Annotated in this window: 14 protein-coding genes; 10 read left to right on the plus strand and 4 right to left on the minus strand. The window is 71.2% G+C overall.

Annotated elements, in window-relative coordinates; genetic code table 11:
* Positions 1-34 precede the first annotated feature (34 nt).
* The 3 genes from menC to AC1DDU_RS09180 are packed head-to-tail and all read right to left on the minus strand — an operon-like array spanning position 35 to position 2663.
* A complete protein-coding gene (menC, locus tag AC1DDU_RS09170; protein WP_477433234.1) occupies positions 35-1171 on the minus strand; it encodes an o-succinylbenzoate synthase in 1137 nt (378 codons plus the stop codon).
* Positions 1168-1860 carry an SIS domain-containing protein gene (locus AC1DDU_RS09175; protein WP_477433236.1) on the minus strand — a complete coding sequence of 231 codons (693 nt, stop codon included), beginning with the start codon at positions 1858-1860 and terminating at the stop codon, positions 1168-1170. The genes menC and AC1DDU_RS09175 overlap by 4 nt, the downstream gene beginning before the upstream one ends.
* Complete coding sequence (locus AC1DDU_RS09180) at positions 1860-2663, minus strand: GNAT family N-acetyltransferase (protein ID WP_477433238.1); 804 nt, start codon at positions 2661-2663, stop codon at positions 1860-1862. The genes AC1DDU_RS09175 and AC1DDU_RS09180 overlap by 1 nt, the downstream gene beginning before the upstream one ends.
* Positions 2664-2781: 118 nt before the next feature.
* Here AC1DDU_RS09180 and AC1DDU_RS09185 point away from each other — a divergent pair, with 118 nt between their 5' ends.
* From AC1DDU_RS09185 to lysS, 10 genes are all read left to right on the plus strand, one after another.
* The gene (locus AC1DDU_RS09185; protein ID WP_477433240.1) at positions 2782-3936 is read left to right on the plus strand and encodes a M20/M25/M40 family metallo-hydrolase; all 1155 of its coding nucleotides are present in this window, start codon (positions 2782-2784) and stop codon (positions 3934-3936) included.
* 157 nt (positions 3937-4093) lie between these two features.
* Positions 4094-5926: an ABC transporter substrate-binding protein gene (locus AC1DDU_RS09190; protein WP_477433242.1), complete on the plus strand. Its 1833-nt coding sequence runs from the start codon at positions 4094-4096 to the stop codon at positions 5924-5926.
* Positions 5927-5995: 69 nt separating this feature from the next.
* Entirely contained in the window at positions 5996-7036 is a 1041-nt protein-coding gene (locus tag AC1DDU_RS09195) for an ABC transporter permease (protein WP_477433244.1), read from the plus strand.
* The gene (locus AC1DDU_RS09200; RefSeq protein WP_477433246.1) at positions 7036-7944 is read left to right on the plus strand and encodes an ABC transporter permease; all 909 of its coding nucleotides are present in this window, start codon (positions 7036-7038) and stop codon (positions 7942-7944) included. The genes AC1DDU_RS09195 and AC1DDU_RS09200 overlap by 1 nt, the downstream gene beginning before the upstream one ends.
* A gap of 4 nt (positions 7945-7948) precedes the next feature.
* Positions 7949-9598, plus strand: a complete 1650-nt coding sequence (nikE, locus tag AC1DDU_RS09205) for a nickel ABC transporter ATP-binding protein NikE (protein WP_477433248.1) — start codon at positions 7949-7951, stop codon at positions 9596-9598.
* Positions 9595-10578, plus strand: coding sequence for a S66 peptidase family protein (locus AC1DDU_RS09210; RefSeq protein WP_477433250.1), 984 nt, complete (start codon positions 9595-9597; stop codon positions 10576-10578). Before nikE ends, AC1DDU_RS09210 begins: the two co-directional genes overlap by 4 nt.
* Positions 10575-11414, plus strand: a complete 840-nt coding sequence (locus tag AC1DDU_RS09215) for a serine hydrolase (protein WP_477433252.1) — start codon at positions 10575-10577, stop codon at positions 11412-11414. Before AC1DDU_RS09210 ends, AC1DDU_RS09215 begins: the two co-directional genes overlap by 4 nt.
* Entirely contained in the window at positions 11411-12472 is a 1062-nt protein-coding gene (locus AC1DDU_RS09220) for a C45 family autoproteolytic acyltransferase/hydolase (RefSeq protein WP_477433254.1), read from the plus strand. Before AC1DDU_RS09215 ends, AC1DDU_RS09220 begins: the two co-directional genes overlap by 4 nt.
* Positions 12469-13290 carry a serine hydrolase gene (locus tag AC1DDU_RS09225; protein ID WP_477433256.1) on the plus strand — a complete coding sequence of 274 codons (822 nt, stop codon included), beginning with the start codon at positions 12469-12471 and terminating at the stop codon, positions 13288-13290. The genes AC1DDU_RS09220 and AC1DDU_RS09225 overlap by 4 nt, the downstream gene beginning before the upstream one ends.
* Before the next feature lie 102 nt (positions 13291-13392).
* Complete coding sequence (lysS, locus tag AC1DDU_RS09230; protein ID WP_477433258.1) at positions 13393-14913, plus strand: lysine--tRNA ligase; 1521 nt, start codon at positions 13393-13395, stop codon at positions 14911-14913.
* A 13-nt stretch (positions 14914-14926) separates the two neighbouring features.
* Here the strand turns inward: lysS and AC1DDU_RS09235 are convergent, their stop codons facing one another.
* Positions 14927-16171 (minus strand): DUF4192 family protein, encoded by a 1245-nt coding sequence (locus AC1DDU_RS09235; RefSeq protein ID WP_477433260.1) that lies wholly within the window; start codon positions 16169-16171, stop codon positions 14927-14929.
* Between the last annotated feature and the right edge of the window lie 55 nt (positions 16172-16226).

A 16226-nucleotide genomic window follows, 5' to 3' on the forward strand; every position in this document is an offset into this window, starting at 1 on the left:
AATCCTGACGGCGAGGGCGAGCGGGGTTCTCGGTTCAGCGGAGGGCGGCGGCATCCGCCATCGAGGAGTCGAACGTACGCAGCGCGTGCGCGTGCACCTGCTCGAGCCGGACATCGTGGCCGATCCCAGGGGTGGTCGGCACGTCCACGAGGCCGGCCACCGCGGTCACCGGCGGCACCACGACGTCCTGCGCGTAGTACTTGTCCGAGCCCGAGACGTCCGAGGGCAGCGTGAAGTTCGGCAGCGACGACAGTGCGACGTTGGCCGCCCGGCCGACGCCGAACTCGTGCATGCCGCCGCACCACACCGGGATGCCGGCATCCGCCGCCAGGTCGTGCGCACGGCGCGCGACGGACAGCCCGCCCATGCGGGACGCCTTGATGTTGAGCACCCGGCCGGCGTCGGCCTCGATCATGGTGCGCAGGTCGCCCAGCGCGACGACCGATTCGTCGAGGCAGATCGGCGTCTCGAGCACGCGCTGCAGCCGGGCGTGCGCCATGAGCTCGCGCGGGGCGAACGGCTGCTCGATCATGGTGAGCCGCTCCCGGTCGAACGAGCGGAACAGGGCGGTGGTCTCGTCGCTGTCGAGGTACACGCCGTTGGCGTCGACGTGCAGGTCGAGGTCGGGATGCGCCGACCGGACGGCACGCACCGGCTCGCGGTCCCATCCGGGCGCGATCTTGAGCTTCACCCGCCGGTACCCCGCCGCCAGCTGCCGCTCGACCTCCTGCAGCAGTGCGTCGATCGTCGGCTCGATCCCGAGCGAGACCCCGGCGGCCACCTGGGCCCGCGTGCCGCCGAGCGCGGCGGCCAGGCTCAGGCGCTCGGTGCGCGCGTACAGGTCCCACGTGGCGCCGACGAAGCCGGCCTTCGCGAACTCGTGCCCGCGGATCCGGGACCAGCGCTCCTCGAGCTCCTCCGGGGCGTCCCACTCGGCGCCGAGCGCGGCCGGCACGAGGTAGTCGAGCGCGATCATCCAGGCGGTCGCCGTGGTCTCGGAGCAGAAGTAGGGCGCGCTCGGCGAGGCGATCTCGCCCCACCCGGTGCGGCCGTCGGCATCCGTCGCCTCGACGAGGATGTGCTCGAGGTGGGTCTTGCGGTGCGAGCTCGTCTCGAAGCCGTGGACGAGGGGGAGGGCGACGTGGAAGAGGCGGATGCGGTCGATCCTCATGCGCGAGGATCCTTGCCCTGGTCCGGGTGGTACAGGCCCAGGTCGGCCGAGAGCTGATCGCGCACCGAGAGCCGGCGCCGTGCGCCCTTCGCGCTCGCGGTGGTCAGGGTGCTGAGGAGATGGCACACCGCGGCCACGGCCGTGGGGGAGTCCGCGTACGACGCCGAGCTCGTCCGCACCCGGATGAGCGCCGCCGCCAGGGACGCCAGCGGGGCGTCCTCGGCGTCGGTGATCACGACCAGCTGCCCGCCGGCCTCGTGGAAGAGCTCGCCGAACCGGACGGTCTCCTCGCGGTAGCGGCGCATCGAGAACACCACGAGCACGTCCGAGGCGCGCACGTCGGTGAGGACGGTGAGGGCGTCCAGCGCGCGCCCGTCGACGACGAAGACGTTCGACAGGGTCGCCGACAGGTCCGCCGCCAGCAGCGCCGCATAGGCCCCGCCCTTGCCCCTGCCGGTGATGTACCGGCGGCGGGCGCCGAGGATCAGCGTGGCCGCGTGCAGCACGCCGCCGCTCTGCGCGACCTCTTCGAGCGCCTTGGCGAGCGAGCGCGTCTCGGCCTCGATGATCTGGGTCTGCAGGGCCTCGGCCGAGGTGTTCGTGCGGAAGCGCTCGCCGTACCGCTCGTGCGGGGAGACCAGGCTGCGGTCGAGTTCGCTCTCGTCGATGCCGTCGTCGTGCTCGGACATCATCCCTCCTCGGGGACGGATCGGCTCACGGCGAGGTACGCCGCGGTGTCGGAGCCGGTCCGCGCGCAGGCGACCAGCACACGGTCTTCGGCCAGGGCGGCCCGCAGCGCATCGCGCGTCGCGGCGCCGACCGACGGCGCGACGGCCGCTCGGGGCGCCGCCGCCTGAGCGGGCAGCGCCAGCCACACGGCATCCCGCCCCGCGACGGTGTCCGCGATCGCGCGGCCCCAGTCCTGCGCGGTCAGCTCAGGCGGGGTCGCCCGCCGCAACGCCGCGTAGGGGTCGGCGGTGCGGTCCAGCCGCCACTCGACCACGAGCCGGTCGGTGCCGGGGCGGTCGTAGTAGTCGTCGGCATAGGCGATGCCCTCGGCGTGCAGGCGCGAGAGGTTGAAGTGCGCGTTCCGGGTGAGCATGGGGTCGAACGTCCACCGCATGCGGCGCTGGCCCCAGCTCAGCGCGACCTTGCGCTGATGCGCCTTGAGCAGACCGCCGATGCCGCGGTCCTGAAACGCCGGGTCGACGACCGCCGCCTGCGAGTAGTGGTACTCCTGACCAGCGCGGTCTCGCCCGGCGAAGCCGTATACGAACCCCACGAGCTCCCCCGCATCGGAGAATACTCCGACAGCCGAGCCGCCGTTCTTGACAAGCGCGCTCAACAGGTGTGGGTTGAGCGAGTACTCCCGTTCGTGATACCCGAAGACCCGTGAGTAGAGGGCGCCTGCCGCGCGGAATGCCGACTCGGTGTCCAGCGTCTGCGGCGTGAAAGGCTGCGCGGGATGCCGAGGCGCAGACTGTTCTGTCAAGATACGTATCCGATGTTTGCGACCAGCGGGGGATGAATCCTGAAGATAGAGCAGGAGTTCCGCGATATCAACCCCAACATAGGTTGCATATGTTCGTGGAATTCAGCATTCTGAGGGCATGGACGACCTGACCCCCGACCGCGCGCGGGCGCTCGATCGGCTCCAGCGCCTCGTGGGCGTCGAGACGCCGTCGGGCGACGCCTCCGCCAGTCGCGCGATCGTGGAGCTGCTGGCCGGATGGTGGGATGCCGCGGGTGCGCGCGTGCGCGTCGAGGCCACGGCATCCGGAACCGACCTCGTGGCCGATCTCGACGGCGAGGGCGCTCCGCTGCTGCTGATCGGGCACTCCGACACGGTGTGGCCGCGCGGAGCACTCGAGGGCGAACTGCCGTGGAGCGTCGACGGCGACATCGTGCGGGGCCCCGGCGTCTACGACATGAAGGCGGGGCTGGTCGTGATGCTCGCCGCGGTCGAGCGCCTCGGCGCGCGCCGGCGCCGCGCGGTGCGGGTGGTCATCGTGAGCGACGAGGAGATCGGGTCGCCCCACTCCGGTGCTCTCATCCGCGCCTGCGCCGACGGCGTCGCGGCGGCGATCGGGTTCGAGTCGCCCCACCCCGACGGCGCGCTCAAGGTCGGGAGGCGCGGCAGCACGCGACTCCGGCTGGATGTCACGGGGCGGGCGGCGCATGCCGCGCTCGACCCCGGCGCGGGGGTGTCGGCGGTGGACGAGCTCGTCGACCAGCTCGTGGCGCTGCGCCGCATCGTGGGCGACGGGGAGGCGGCGGGGACGGTGCTCTGCAACGTCGGCTCGGTCCGCGGCGGCACCCGCGCCAACGTGGTGCCCGCGCACGCGGAGGCCGAGGTGGGGCTGCGCTTCTCGGATCCGGCGACCGAGACGCAGGTGCTCGCGCGCATCGCCGGGCTCGAGGCGGTCAGGCCCGGCGCGGTGATCGCCGTCGAGACGCTCAGCAGCCGGCCCACCTGGAGCGCGTCGGGCCGCGACACCGTGTTCGTCGACCGCATCGCCGATGTCGCGCAGGCGATCGGGCAGGAGGTCGCGGCGCGCCCAGCCGACGGCGCGGGCGACGCCAACACCCTCGGCAGCCTCGGCATCCCCACCGTGGACGGCTTCGGCCCCCGCGGCGGCGGGGCGCACGCGCTCTCGGAGCACGTCTCCCTCGCCTCGCTGTGGCAGCGCATCGACCTGCTCGCGGCGGTACTTGCCGACGATCCGTATCAAATAATGAGCCTCGATATGGCGCAGTCTGCGTGATCAGTGGACAGTTTTGTTTCCAGCAGGGAACATCTGATTCAAATACGTTGACGCATCCCAGCCCATGCTGTTCTATGTACTCCATCCACCAGGCTCCAACGGCGGAGTCGGTCACGACGGGAAGGAACCCCCAATGCGAACCCGTTATCGCACCCGAATGCTGAGAACCCTGGCGGTGACCACCGCCGTCGCTCTGATGGTGGGTCTGCCCGCCGGCATGGCGCAGGCGGCCCCCAAGGCGGCCGGCGGCGCGGTGGCGGCATCCGCCACCCCCACTGAAGCCGACGCCACCACGCTCCGCATCGCGACGTCGGGCTTCGTCGACACCTTCAACCCGTTCATCTCGATCTACCTGCTGCCCACCAACATCCTCCGGTACGTGTACGAGTACCTGGTGCAGAACGACGCCGAGGACGGCTCGCCCACCAAGGGCCTCGCCGACAGCTGGGAGGCCAAGGACGGCGGCCAGCAGTGGGTCTTCACCATGCAGGACGGCCTCACGTGGTCCGACGGCGAGCCGATCACCTCCGCCGACGTCGTCTACACCTACGAGCAGATGATGAACGTTCCCGAGCTCGCCGTGGCCAACGGCAACCTCGTGTCGAACTTCGAGTCGGTCGAGGCGCCGGATGAGAAGACCGTCGTCATCAACCTCAAGACCCCGCAGGCCCCCAACCCGGGCAGCGAGATCCCGATCGTGCCCAAGCACATCTGGGAGAAGATCGACAACCCCGCCGAGTACGCCAACGACTCGGATGTCGTCGGATCGGGCCCGTTCCTGCTCGACACCTACAAGGCCAACCAGTCGATCACGCTGAAGGCAAACCCCGACTTCTGGCGCGGCGCCCCCAAGGTCGACCGCATCCAGTACGTGTACTACACGAACTCCGACGCCCAGGTTCAGGCGCTGCGCTCGGGCGAGGTCGACCTCGTCACCGGCCTCACCCCGACGCAGTTCGACGCCCTCGCCGGCGTGGACGGCGTCACGACGAACTCCGGCACCGGCCGCCGCTACAGCTCGTACAGCATCAACGTCGGCATGAAGACGCGTGACGGCGTGCCGTTCGGCACCGGCAACGCGGCCCTCCAGGACGTCAAGGTGCGCCAGGCGCTGCGCCTGGGCACCGACGCGCAGACCCTCCTCGAGAAGGTCCTCGCCGACCAGGGCGTGCTCGCCACGAGCTTCATCCCGTCGTCCTTCGCGAAGTGGCACCTGCCCGACGACGACGAGGTCATCGTCGGCTACGACCCCGACGCCGCGAAGGCGCTGCTGGAGGAGGACGGCTGGGTGGCCGGCGCCGACGGCATCCGCGCCAAGGACGGCAACCGTCTGAGCCTGCGTCTGATGGTGGATGCCGAGGACATCACCGAGCAGTCGGCGTCGGAGTACATGGTGCCGTGGATGAAGGAGATCGGCGTCGAGCTGGTCGTCGAGTCGACCGACTCCGACACCATCTCGGAGCGCTCGTTCGCCGGTGACTACGACATCTACTGGTCCGGGTGGAGCGTCAACCCCGACCCCGACTACCAGCTGGGCATCAACACCTGCGCCAACCTGCCGACCAACACCGACGGCACCGGCGGCACCACGCAGGACGGCTACTGCAACCCGGAGTTCGACGAGCTCTACGCGCAGCAGCGCTCCGAGACGGATGAGGCCAAGCGCCAGGAGATCGTCCGCCAGATGCTGCAGCTGAACTACACCGACACGGCGCAGATCGCCACGTGGTACGGCAACTCGCTGGAGGCGTACCGCTCCGACCGGTTCACGGGATGGACGCTGCAGCCGGCCGACGGCGGCATCATCGCCAACCAGGCGGGATACTGGGGCTTCCTCACTGTCGAGCCGGTGACAGGCGACGACGACGCGCAGGCCGCTGCAGGCCCCAACGTGGGTCTCATCGTGCTCGGCGTCGTCATCGCGGTCATCGTCATCGGCGGCGTGATCTTCTTCGTCGTCCGACGCCGCAAGTCCGGCGACGTCGAATGATCCACGGTTCGTCGCGGCGGGGGCATCCCCGCCGCGACGAACCGCGTCGCCACACCTAGGAGTCCACAGATGACGAATGTCGTGCCCCCCACCGAGGCGGTGATCCTCGAGGAGGTCGGCGCCGAGACGCCCCGCAGCATGCCGGCGCTCACGTTCTTCCTCACCAAGCTCGGCGGAGCGGCCATCAGCCTGGTGATGGTGATCCTCCTGGGATTCTTCGCCTTCAAGATCCTCCCTGGCGACCCGGTCGCCGCCATCGCCCGGCAGCGGCCGATGAGCTCCGAGCAGCTCGATCAGCTGCGCGAGCAGATGGGGCTGAACAAGCCGCTGTTCCAGCAGTTCGTGGACTACCTGGTCAACGTCTTCACGCTGAACTTCGGCGTGAGCTACGTGTACAAGACGTCCGTGTCGGAGCTGATCGCGCAGTACTTCTGGCCCACGATCCTGCTCACCGGCACGTCGGCGATCCTCTCGATCGCCCTCGGCCTCTGGCTCGGTCAGAAGGCGGGCTGGCGACCCGGTTCGCACTTCGACCGGACCGCGTCGGCCACGGCGCTGGTGTTCTGGTCGGTGCCGACGTTCTGGCTCGGGCTGCTGCTGCTGATGGTGTTCGGCGGCACGCTGCACTGGTTCCCCACCGGTGGCATGACCTCGCCCGATCCGCCGCCGGACTTCCTCGGGCAGGTGCTCGATGTCGTGTCGCACATGGTGCTGCCGGTCACCACGATGGTCGCCGTCGTCTACGCCCAGTACCTCATGGTCATGCGCGCCTCGCTCATGGAGGAGAAGAGCGCCGACTACCTGACGACGTCACGGGCCAAGGGTCTTCGCGACGACCTCGTACGGCGCCGCCACGCGGTTCCGAACGCCCTGCTGCCGACGGTCACGCTCGTGTTCCTGCACCTGGGCGGGCTCATCGCCGGCGCGGTGACGGTCGAGACCGTCTTCTCCTGGCCGGGCCTGGGCAAGCTCACCTACGAGGCCATCAACGGGCCCGACCTCCCGCTGCTGCAGGGCACGTTCGTCGTCTTCTCGGCGATCATCATCGCGATGAACCTCGTCGCCGACTTCGTCTACCGTCAGCTCGACCCGAGAGTGAGGCGCGGCTGATGGCCACCGACACCGTCACGATCTCCCCGAGGGGCGTCGCGTGGGCCCGCCGCGGCCGCGCGCTCGCCGGATTCTGGCAGGAGTTCTCGCACCACCGGTCGGGCATGGCGGGCCTGGTGATCCTCGTCGTCATCGTCGGCGTCGGCATCCTCGCCCCCGTCCTCGCGCCGGTCGAGATGCTCGACGTCACCAAGGTGACGGCACCGCCCTTCGCACCGCCGTCGTGGGAGCATCCGCTCGGCACCGACCACCAGGGCCGCGAACTGTGGGCCCGCATGGTGTGGGGCGCACAGGTCTCGCTGATCGTCGGGTTCGCCGCCACGGCGATGTCGATGATCATCGGCACCGTCATCGGCATGGCCGCCGGCTACTTCCGCGGTTTCGGCGGCGGACTGCTCATGCGCGTCATCGACTTCTTCCTCGTGCTGCCGTCGCTCATCCTCGCGATCGTGCTCTCGTCGGTGCTGAGCCGCGGGGTATGGACGATCGTGATCGCGATCGGCCTGACGTCATGGGCGGGCACGGCGCGCGTCGTACGGGCGCAGACGCTGTCGGTCGAGTCGCGCGACTACATCGAGCGCTCGCGCGTGCTCGGCGCGGGCGACTGGCACATCATCGGCAAGCACGTGCTCCCCGCGGTGCTGCCGCTGGTGCTGGCCAACACGACGCTCACCGTGGGCTCGGCGATCATCGCGGAGTCGACGCTGTCGTTCCTCGGGCTGGGCGATGCGACGCTGCAGTCGTGGGGCACGGTGCTGAAGAACTCGATGGACGTGTCCGCCGCCACGAGCGGCTACTGGTGGTACGTGCTCGCACCGGGCATCGCGATCCTCGTCGTCGTGCTGTCGTTCACCCTCGTCGGCCGTGCCGTGGAGGACATCACCAACCCGACCCTCAGGAAGCGGTGACCTCGTGCCCGATCTGACCTTCGAGGACGTCTCGATCACCTACCAGACGTCGCGGCGCGGCGACCGCGGCGAGGTCGCCGCGGTCAGCGGCGTCTCGCTGACCCTTCCGGCCGGCGGGACGCTCGGCGTCGCCGGCGAGTCCGGCTCAGGCAAGTCGACGCTCGCGATGAGCGTGCTGCGCCTCCTGCCGGCCAACGCCACGGTCACCGGTCGCGTCGCGATCGGCGACACCGACGTCATGGACCTCAGCTTCGGCGAGCTGCGCGCACTGCGCTGGGCGGAGGCATCCATCGTCTTCCAGGGCGCGATGCACTCGCTCAACCCGGTGCGCACCGTCGGGCAGCAGATCCGCGAGGCGCTCGAGCTGCACGTCACCTCGGCGTGGAAGACCGAGAAGGCGCGCGAGGCGCGCGTGGTCGAGCTGCTGGCGGCCGTCGACCTTCCCGCGCGCAAGGCGGAGTCCTACCCGCACGAGTTGTCGGGCGGTCAGAAGCAGCGCGTCATGATCGCCATGGCGCTCGCGTGCGAACCCGACATCATCATCGCGGACGAGCCCACCACGGCCCTCGACGTGATCGTGCAGAAGCAGATCCTCGACATGATCGCGCAGCTGGTGGCCGACCGCGGCATCTCGATGCTGATGATCAGTCACGACCTCTCGGTGCTCGCGACGGCGTGCGAGCGCATCGCGGTCATGAAGGACGGCGAGGTCGTCGAGGTGGGCGACGCGTTCGAGGTGTGCACGGATCCGCAGCATCCGTACACGCAGCAGCTCGCCTCGGCGTTCCCGACGATCGGCGACCCGCAGTCGCGCATGAATCCGGTGTCGCGGCGGGGGAGCGAGCCGCGCAGCACCGAGCCGCGCACGCCGTCCGACCGCGTCGTGCTCGAGGCGAAGGGCCTCAACGTCACCTACCACGGCCGCTCGAAGGGGCTGCGCGCCGTGCGCAACGTCGACCTCGCGGTGCACGAGGGCGAGATCGTGGCGCTCGTCGGCCAGTCGGGATCGGGCAAGAGCACGCTGGCGCGCACCCTCGTGGGCCTGCAGCGGCCGGACCCCGGATCGGAGATCCGGTTCCGCGGCGAGCCGCTGCCCGCCAAGCCACGCCAGCTGCGCGCCTTCCGCGGCGAGGTGCAGATGGTGCTGCAGGATCCGGCCGCGGCGCTCAACCCCAAGCTCAGCGTCTACGAGCTCGTAGCGGAGGGCCTGCGGGTGCAGCGCTTCCGCGGCGACGAGCGCACGCGCGTGGCGGAGGCGCTGACGGATGCCGAGCTCACGCCGCCGGAGCGATTCTTCGGCGCGATCCCGCAGGAGCTCTCGGGCGGGCAGCGTCAGCGCGTCGTCATCGCCGGGGCGCTCGCCGTCGGGCCGCAGCTGCTCGTCGCCGACGAGCCCGTGGCGTCGCTGGACGCGTCGGCACGCGGCGAGATCCTGGCGCTGCTGCTGTCGCTGCGGGACCGCCTGGGCCTCAGCGCGCTCGTGATCACCCACGACCTCGGGCTCGCGTGGAACATCGCCGACACGGTCGCGGTGATGGTGGAGGGCTCGATCGTCGAGTACGGGCCCACCGAGAGCGTCCTCCTGGATCCCCAGCACGACTACACGAAGCGGCTGCTGGCCGCCGCACCGAGCATCGAAAGGCGCCTCGCATGAGCATGACCGCCGCCCCCGCCACCATCGACCGTCACGCCTATCTCGACGCGGCCCCACTGCGCCCCGGCGACCGGGTGGCGCTGGTCTCGCCGTCCGGGCCGGGCAGTGCAGAGAGCCTCGAGCGCGCCGTGTCGTACTACCGGGCGTGGGGGCTCGAGGTGAGCGTCGGGTCGCACGTGCTGACGCCGCACCCCCGAGCGTCGTATCTGGCAGGCAAGGACGCGCTGCGGCGCGACGACCTGGTGCAGGCGTGGCTCGATCCCGAGGTCGACGCGGTGATCTGCATCCGCGGCGGGTACGGTGCGATGCGTCTGCTCGACGAGATCGACTGGGATGCGATGCGGGCCGCTGCCGCGCGTCGCGACGGCCGTCCGAAGCTGCTGACCGGCTCGTCGGACATCACCGCGCTGCACGAGGCGTTCCGCGTGCACTTGGACGTGCCGACGCTGTTCTGCCCGATGGCGGGCAACGACGTCTTCCGCGACTCGTCCACGATCCGCACCGACGTGCACCGCTGGCTCTTCGAGCCGTGGCGGGGCCGGGCGATCGTCGGCCCGCTGACCGAGGTGCTCGTGCCGGGCACCGCGTCGGGACGGTTCACCGGCGGCAACCTCAGCCTGCTTGCCGCGGCGGTGGGCGCTCCGGAGTCGGCGCCGGATGCCGGCATCCTGTTCCTGGAGGACATCGACGAGGAGCTGTACCGCCTGGACGGGCTGATGGTGCAGCTGCAGCGCGGCGGACGCCTGGACGCGGCATCCGCGATCGTGCTCGGGTCGTGGTACCGCTGCGGCGAGCTGCCCGAGATCCGGGCGCTGATGTCGGAGTACCTGCAGGATCTCGGTGTGCCGGTGCTGTGGGAGCAGGGCTTCGGTCATGACCCGAACGCCCTCAGCGTGCCGCTCAACGTCGACGGCGTGCTGGAGGCGCCGCGCGTCGGCGGGGCGGCGGCCGTGCGGTTCGAGGTGGGGGCGGAGGGATGAGCGCACTCGCGCTGCCCTCGCTGGATCCGCGGGTGACGTGGTCGATCAGCATCGTCGATGCGACCGACGGCACCGTGCTCGCAGAGCACGCGCCCGACACGGTGTGCGAGACGGCGTCGATCGGCAAGGTCTTCCTGCTCATCGAGGTCGCCCGGCGCCTGAGCGAAGGGGAGTTGTCGCCCGACGCGCGCATCGAGATCCCCGAGGAGCATCGCGTCGAGGACTCGGGACTGCTGTACCGCATGCGGGATCAGCGGGTGACGGTGGCCGATGCGGCGCTGCTGGTCGGAGCGGTGAGCGACAACCTCGCCACCAACGCCCTGCTGCATCTGTGCGGACTCGAGGAGGTGCGCGCGGTCGCCCCCGCGCTCGGGTATCGCGACACGTCGCTGCACGACTACATCCGCAACGAACGGACTCCCGACCTGCCGTGGACGCCGTCGTACGGCACCGGGGCGGAGCTGGCCGACCTGATGCGGCGGCTCGGAGCGGGCGATGTGATCTCGCCCGAGGTGAGCGCGCAGGTGCTCACGTGGCTGGCGGCCGACACCGACACGTCGATGGCGGCGGCATCGTTCCTGGTCGATCCGCTCGCGCACGTCGAGCCGGAGTACCAGGACATCGTGCTGCGCCACAAGACCGGCAGCACGTCGTTCGCGCGGATCGACATCGGTCACGTCGAGGGTCCGGCCGCGACCGTCGCGTACGCGGTGGCCGCGAACTGGAAGGACCGCCCCGACGATCTGCGGGCGCCGGTGATCGACGCGATGTGGGCGATCGGCGAGACGATCCGCGGCCACATCACGGGCCTCGCGCGCGCGGAGCAGCCGGCGTGAGCCTCGTCGTGGAGCGCCCGGAGGCGGTGTCGGGCCTGGAGTGGACCGTGCTGCGCGGGTCGCGCGAGGAGGTGATGCGCGGGCTCGGCCACGAGCACGCCGATGCCATCGCCGCGTGGCGCGACCAGGAGGACGGCGGGTGGCGCGCACACGTGCGCCGGGCCGAGGGCGCGGCGCGCGACCGCTTCGAGGCGGTGCTCGCCGCGACGCGGCGGCGTCTTCCGCTCGAGTCGCAGGAGCTCGCCTGGATCGCCGAGGGGGCGGGGGTGCCCGAACGCGAGCTGTGGGCGTGCAACCTGCGCGGCGACCTCGGGCGCGACGGCACCGGATGCAGCGACCTCGCCGTCCGCACCGAGGACGGCGTGGCGATGGGCCACAACGAGGACGGCGACGGCGAGCTGCGCGACGCGATCCGGCTCGTGACGCTCGACATCGACGGCGACCCGTCGGTCACGGTCGTCTGGTACCCCGGAATGCTGCCGTCGAACTCGTTCGTCACGACCTCCGTGGGGCTGAGCTTCGGCATGGACCACGTGCCGGTGGTGTCGGCCGAGACCGACGGTGCGGGGCGGCACTTCGTGGCGCGGCACGCGCAGCGCCAGGCCGACGGCCGCGCTGCCCGGTCGGCGCTCGCCGAGGTGCCGTGCGCCGGCGGCTTCGCCTTCGACGTCGCCGATGCGCAGGGCCGCGTCGACCTCATCGAGAACGCCGCCGGGCTCGTCGCGGTCGACGCGAGCGGCTCGGTGCGGCACACCAACCACCTGCGGCTGGTCGACGGCACGCGGCCGGGACTCGCCGTCTCCGACGACGATCCGTGGCTGGCCGAGAGCCGCGGCCGCATCGCGGCTCTGGCCACCGCGTGCCCGCGGCCGACCGGGGCGGACGACATCCTCCGAGGGCTGCGCGCCCCGGGAGTGCTGAACAGGACGGACGACCTCTGGACGTTCGCGACGACCGTCGTCGACACCGCCGCCGACCGGATCCTGGTGCAGGGCGCGGGCGAGGTCTGGGCAGGGCGGCTCGGTGCCTTCGCCCGCGGAGAGAGGGTGGACGCATGAGCATCGGCTTCGACGAGCTGGAGGCCTCGTACCCGGGACTGCAGGTGTCGGCGCTGGCGGTCGACGTCGACTCCGGCGTCGAGCTGTTCCGCCACGGTGCCGACACCGTGCTCGACACGGCGAGCGTCGGCAAGATCTTCCTCCTGCATCGCCTGCTCACCGAGGCGGATGCCGGCACCCGCAGCCTCGAGGACCGCGTCACGCGGCGCCCCGTGGAGTGGATGGACAACTCCGGCCTCTGGTACCTGCTGCAGGCCGACACGCTCTCGCTCTACGACGTCGCCGCGCTCATCGGCGCGGTCAGCGACAACGCCGCCACGAACACCCTGGGCCGCGTGATCGGCCTGCCTGTGGTGCAGGAGCACACGCGGGCGCTCGGCTACCGCGACTCCGGCCTGGACGACATCGTGCGCTGGCCGCTTCCGCCGGGCGCGCCGCGCACGCTGTCGCATGCGACAGCGACGGAGCTCGTGCGCTTCGTCGGTCGCACCGCGACAGCCGAGGACCTCGCACCCGCCAGTGCCGACACGCTGCAACGGTGGCTGGGTGCAGGCATGGACCTGTCGATGGTCGCCGCGGCGTTCGGGCTCGATCCGCTCGCGCACTACTACTTCGACCGCGACGTCTGGCTGTGGAACAAGACGGGCACGATCTCGACGGTGCGCGCCGACATGGGCCTGGTGATGTCGCCGACCCGACGGATCGCCTACGCGGTCCTGGTCAACTGGCCGCGAGAGCGCGCCGCCCGCGACGACGTGCTCGCGACCATGCGGCGCGCCGGGGATGAACTGCGGGCCGCTCTCGCCGTCGAGGACTGAGCCGCGCAGCGCGAAGAGCCCCCCGGTGAGAGCGCAGACGCCTCTCGGTAGAATCGTGGGGCCCGCTCCCCGCGGAGCAGATTCCACCGAGGAGCCCACCCCGTGACCGACACGCCCGCAGCCGCGCCCGAAGAGCCGACCGAGGAAGAGGTCTTCGAGCAGAAGGCCGTGCGTCTGGCCAAGCGCGAGCGGCTGATCGCGGAGCGGGCGGATGCCGCGGGCGGCGCGTACCCGGTGAGCCTGCCGATCACCGACACCATCCCGGCGCTGCGCGAGCGCTTCGGCGATCTCGAGGCGGGTGCCGAGACCGGCGTCACTGCGGCGGTCGCGGGACGCATCGTCTTCAGCCGCAACACCGGCAAGCTCTGCTTCGCGACGCTGCAGTCCGGCGACGGCAGCCGCATCCAGGCGATGGTGTCGCTGGCGGCCGTCGGCGACGAGTCCCTGCAGGCCTGGAAGGAGCTCGTCGATCTCGGCGACCACGTCTTCGTGGCGGGCGAGGTCATCTCCAGCCGCCGCGGCGAGCTGTCGATCATGGTGTCGGACTGGCGCATCGCGTCCAAGGCCGTGCTGCCGCTGCCGAACCTGCACTCCGAGCTCAGCGAGGAGAGCCGCGTGCGCAGCCGCTTCCTCGATCTCATCGTTCGCGATCGCGCTCGCGACACGGTGATCTCCCGCGCCAAGGTCAACGCGAGCCTGCGCGAGACGTTCGCCGCGCACGACTTCGTCGAGGTCGAGACGCCGATGCTGCAGGTGCAGCACGGTGGGGCATCCGCCCGCCCCTTCATCACGCACTCGAACGCGTTCGACACCGACCTGTACCTGCGCATCGCGCCGGAGCTGTTCCTCAAGCGGGCGGTCGTCGGCGGCATCGACCGCGTCTTCGAGATCAACCGCAACTTCCGCAACGAGGGCGCCGACTCCACGCACAGCCCCGAGTTCGCGATGCTCGAGGCCTACCAGGCGTACAGCGACTACAACGGGATCGCCGACCTCACGCAGGAGCTCATCCAGAACGCGGCGATCGCGGTGGCGGGCTCGACGACGGTGACGTGGGCCGACGGCACGGAATACGACCTGGGCGGGCAGTGGGACCGGCTGTCGATGTACGGCTCGCTGTCGGAGGCGGCCGGACGCACCATCACGCCCGAGACGCCGTTCGAGGATCTGGTGGCGCTCGCCGAGGCGGAAGGCGTGGACCTCCCCCCGCACGCGATCCACGGCAAGCTCGTCGAGGAGCTGTGGGAGCACTTCGTGAAGCCCGGCCTCGTGCGGCCCACCTTCGTCATGGACTTCCCGGTGGACACCAGCCCGCTGGTGCGCGAGCACCGCTCCATCGCGGGTGTCGTCGAGAAGTGGGACCTGTACGTGCGCGGCTTCGAGTTGGCGACGGGGTACTCCGAGCTGGTCGACCCGGTCATCCAGCGCGAGCGCTTCGTCGAGCAGGCGAAGCTCGCCGCCAAGGGCGACCTCGAGGCCATGCGCATCGACGAGGAGTTCCTGCGCGCGCTCGAGCACGGCATGCCGCCCACCGGCGGCATGGGCATGGGCATCGACCGTCTGCTCATGGCCGTGACCGGCCTCGGCATCCGCGAGACGATCCTCTTCCCGCTCGTCAAGTAAGCGGGTCGCCACCTCAGCGGCCGCCCGCACGCTGGAACGCCCAGTCCGGCAGGTGGCCGGCGTGCACGAACGACAGCACGATCTGCGACAGTCCGTGCGCGGGTTCGATCTCGCACGCGAGCCCGGCGTAGGCCGCGGCGTGGGTGGACAGCCCCAGCGCCCACGACAGCCACGCGCACAGCGCCAGCGGCCCGGGTGCGACGTCGCGCGGAGCGGCGGCGGCGGCGTGCCGCGCGTGCTCGAGCGCCCGCTGGAGCCGGTCGGGATCGGGCTGCTCGCCCTCGCCCCACAGTCGCACCCCGAGGTGCTCCGGGTAGGGCTCGCCCGACTCCCAGCGCAGCTGCGCGTCGAAGGCCTCGTCGCCGTGCGCGAGGTTGCCGCTCCACTGCAGCAATGCGACGTCGCGCAGCGACGGCCGTGAGAGGCACCAGATCAGCACCGCGGTGTCGTACGCGTCGGGTGTGCCGGGACGACCTTCCAGCACCTCCTCGTAGAACGCCGGCAGGTCGTCGAGCCGGCTGACGGCGGCCAGAGCCCTCGGGTCGACGCGCTCGGCCGCGTCGAGAGCGGATGCCGCGTCCGCGGCGTCACCCGAGATCGGCCCGGGCACGGGCCCGAGGTCGGCGACGCACGCGCGACGGCTGGCCTGCGCCGTGCGCGACGCCGTCCCGCCCACGTCATCCGCACCGCACAGTGCGGCGATCGCCTGGGCGAGCGTCTGGAGCGCCTCCGACACGTGCTCGCGCTCCTCGTCCGTGCACTCCGGCAGCTCCGCGCCGCTCGCCTGGTCGCCCGCGGGTGCGGCCGGCCCCGGGAGTGCGGGGTGTCCGTCGTCCAGGTCGTCGAGTGGTCTTCCCGCCGCGGGACAGTCGGGGTCGAGCGCCGATCCCCACGCGTCGGCGCCGACGCACAGCAGATCGGTGACGCCCAGACCGCAGGCGTCGGCGCGGCGGGCGAGCGCATCGAGCAGGTCGCGGTGCGGCATCCGCTCGCCGTCCGCGAAGCGGGCGTCGGTGTACGCGATCGCGGCGACGGCATCGGCGTCCGGCACGCGGCACGCCATGCCGATCATCGTGGCCGCGACGCGGGCGGCCGCGCCGGGGCCGGGGTCGGGCAGGTCGAATCGCATGGCGCCGAGGCTGCGGCCGCGGCGGAACGGGATCAGGACGAGGCTGCGCGCCGGCCGGTAGCCCAGCATCCGCGGCACGACGGTGAGGAACTGCGCGGCATCCGCGGCTTTCACGACGGTGGAGGTCATGCCGACGACTCTCGCCAGGCCGGCCGGCCGACGGGGAGCCGTCGCGGGTGAGCGC

Source organism: Microbacterium sp. 05T445 (assembly GCF_056395865.1).

Coding starts and splice junctions, on each gene's coding strand:
- menC (WP_477433234.1), bottom strand. CDS start 1,171: ATGAGGATCGACCGCATCCGCCTCTTCCACGTCGCCCTCCCCCTCGTC.
- AC1DDU_RS09175 (WP_477433236.1), bottom strand. CDS start 1,860: ATGTCCGAGCACGACGACGGCATCGACGAGAGCGAACTCGACCGCAGC.
- AC1DDU_RS09185 (WP_477433240.1), top strand. CDS start 2,782: ATGGACGACCTGACCCCCGACCGCGCGCGGGCGCTCGATCGGCTCCAG.
- AC1DDU_RS09190 (WP_477433242.1), top strand. CDS start 4,094: ATGCTGAGAACCCTGGCGGTGACCACCGCCGTCGCTCTGATGGTGGGT.
- AC1DDU_RS09195 (WP_477433244.1), top strand. CDS start 5,996: ATGACGAATGTCGTGCCCCCCACCGAGGCGGTGATCCTCGAGGAGGTC.
- AC1DDU_RS09200 (WP_477433246.1), top strand. CDS start 7,036: ATGGCCACCGACACCGTCACGATCTCCCCGAGGGGCGTCGCGTGGGCC.
- AC1DDU_RS09210 (WP_477433250.1), top strand. CDS start 9,595: ATGAGCATGACCGCCGCCCCCGCCACCATCGACCGTCACGCCTATCTC.
- AC1DDU_RS09215 (WP_477433252.1), top strand. CDS start 10,575: ATGAGCGCACTCGCGCTGCCCTCGCTGGATCCGCGGGTGACGTGGTCG.
- AC1DDU_RS09225 (WP_477433256.1), top strand. CDS start 12,469: ATGAGCATCGGCTTCGACGAGCTGGAGGCCTCGTACCCGGGACTGCAG.
- AC1DDU_RS09235 (WP_477433260.1), bottom strand. CDS start 16,171: ATGACCTCCACCGTCGTGAAAGCCGCGGATGCCGCGCAGTTCCTCACC.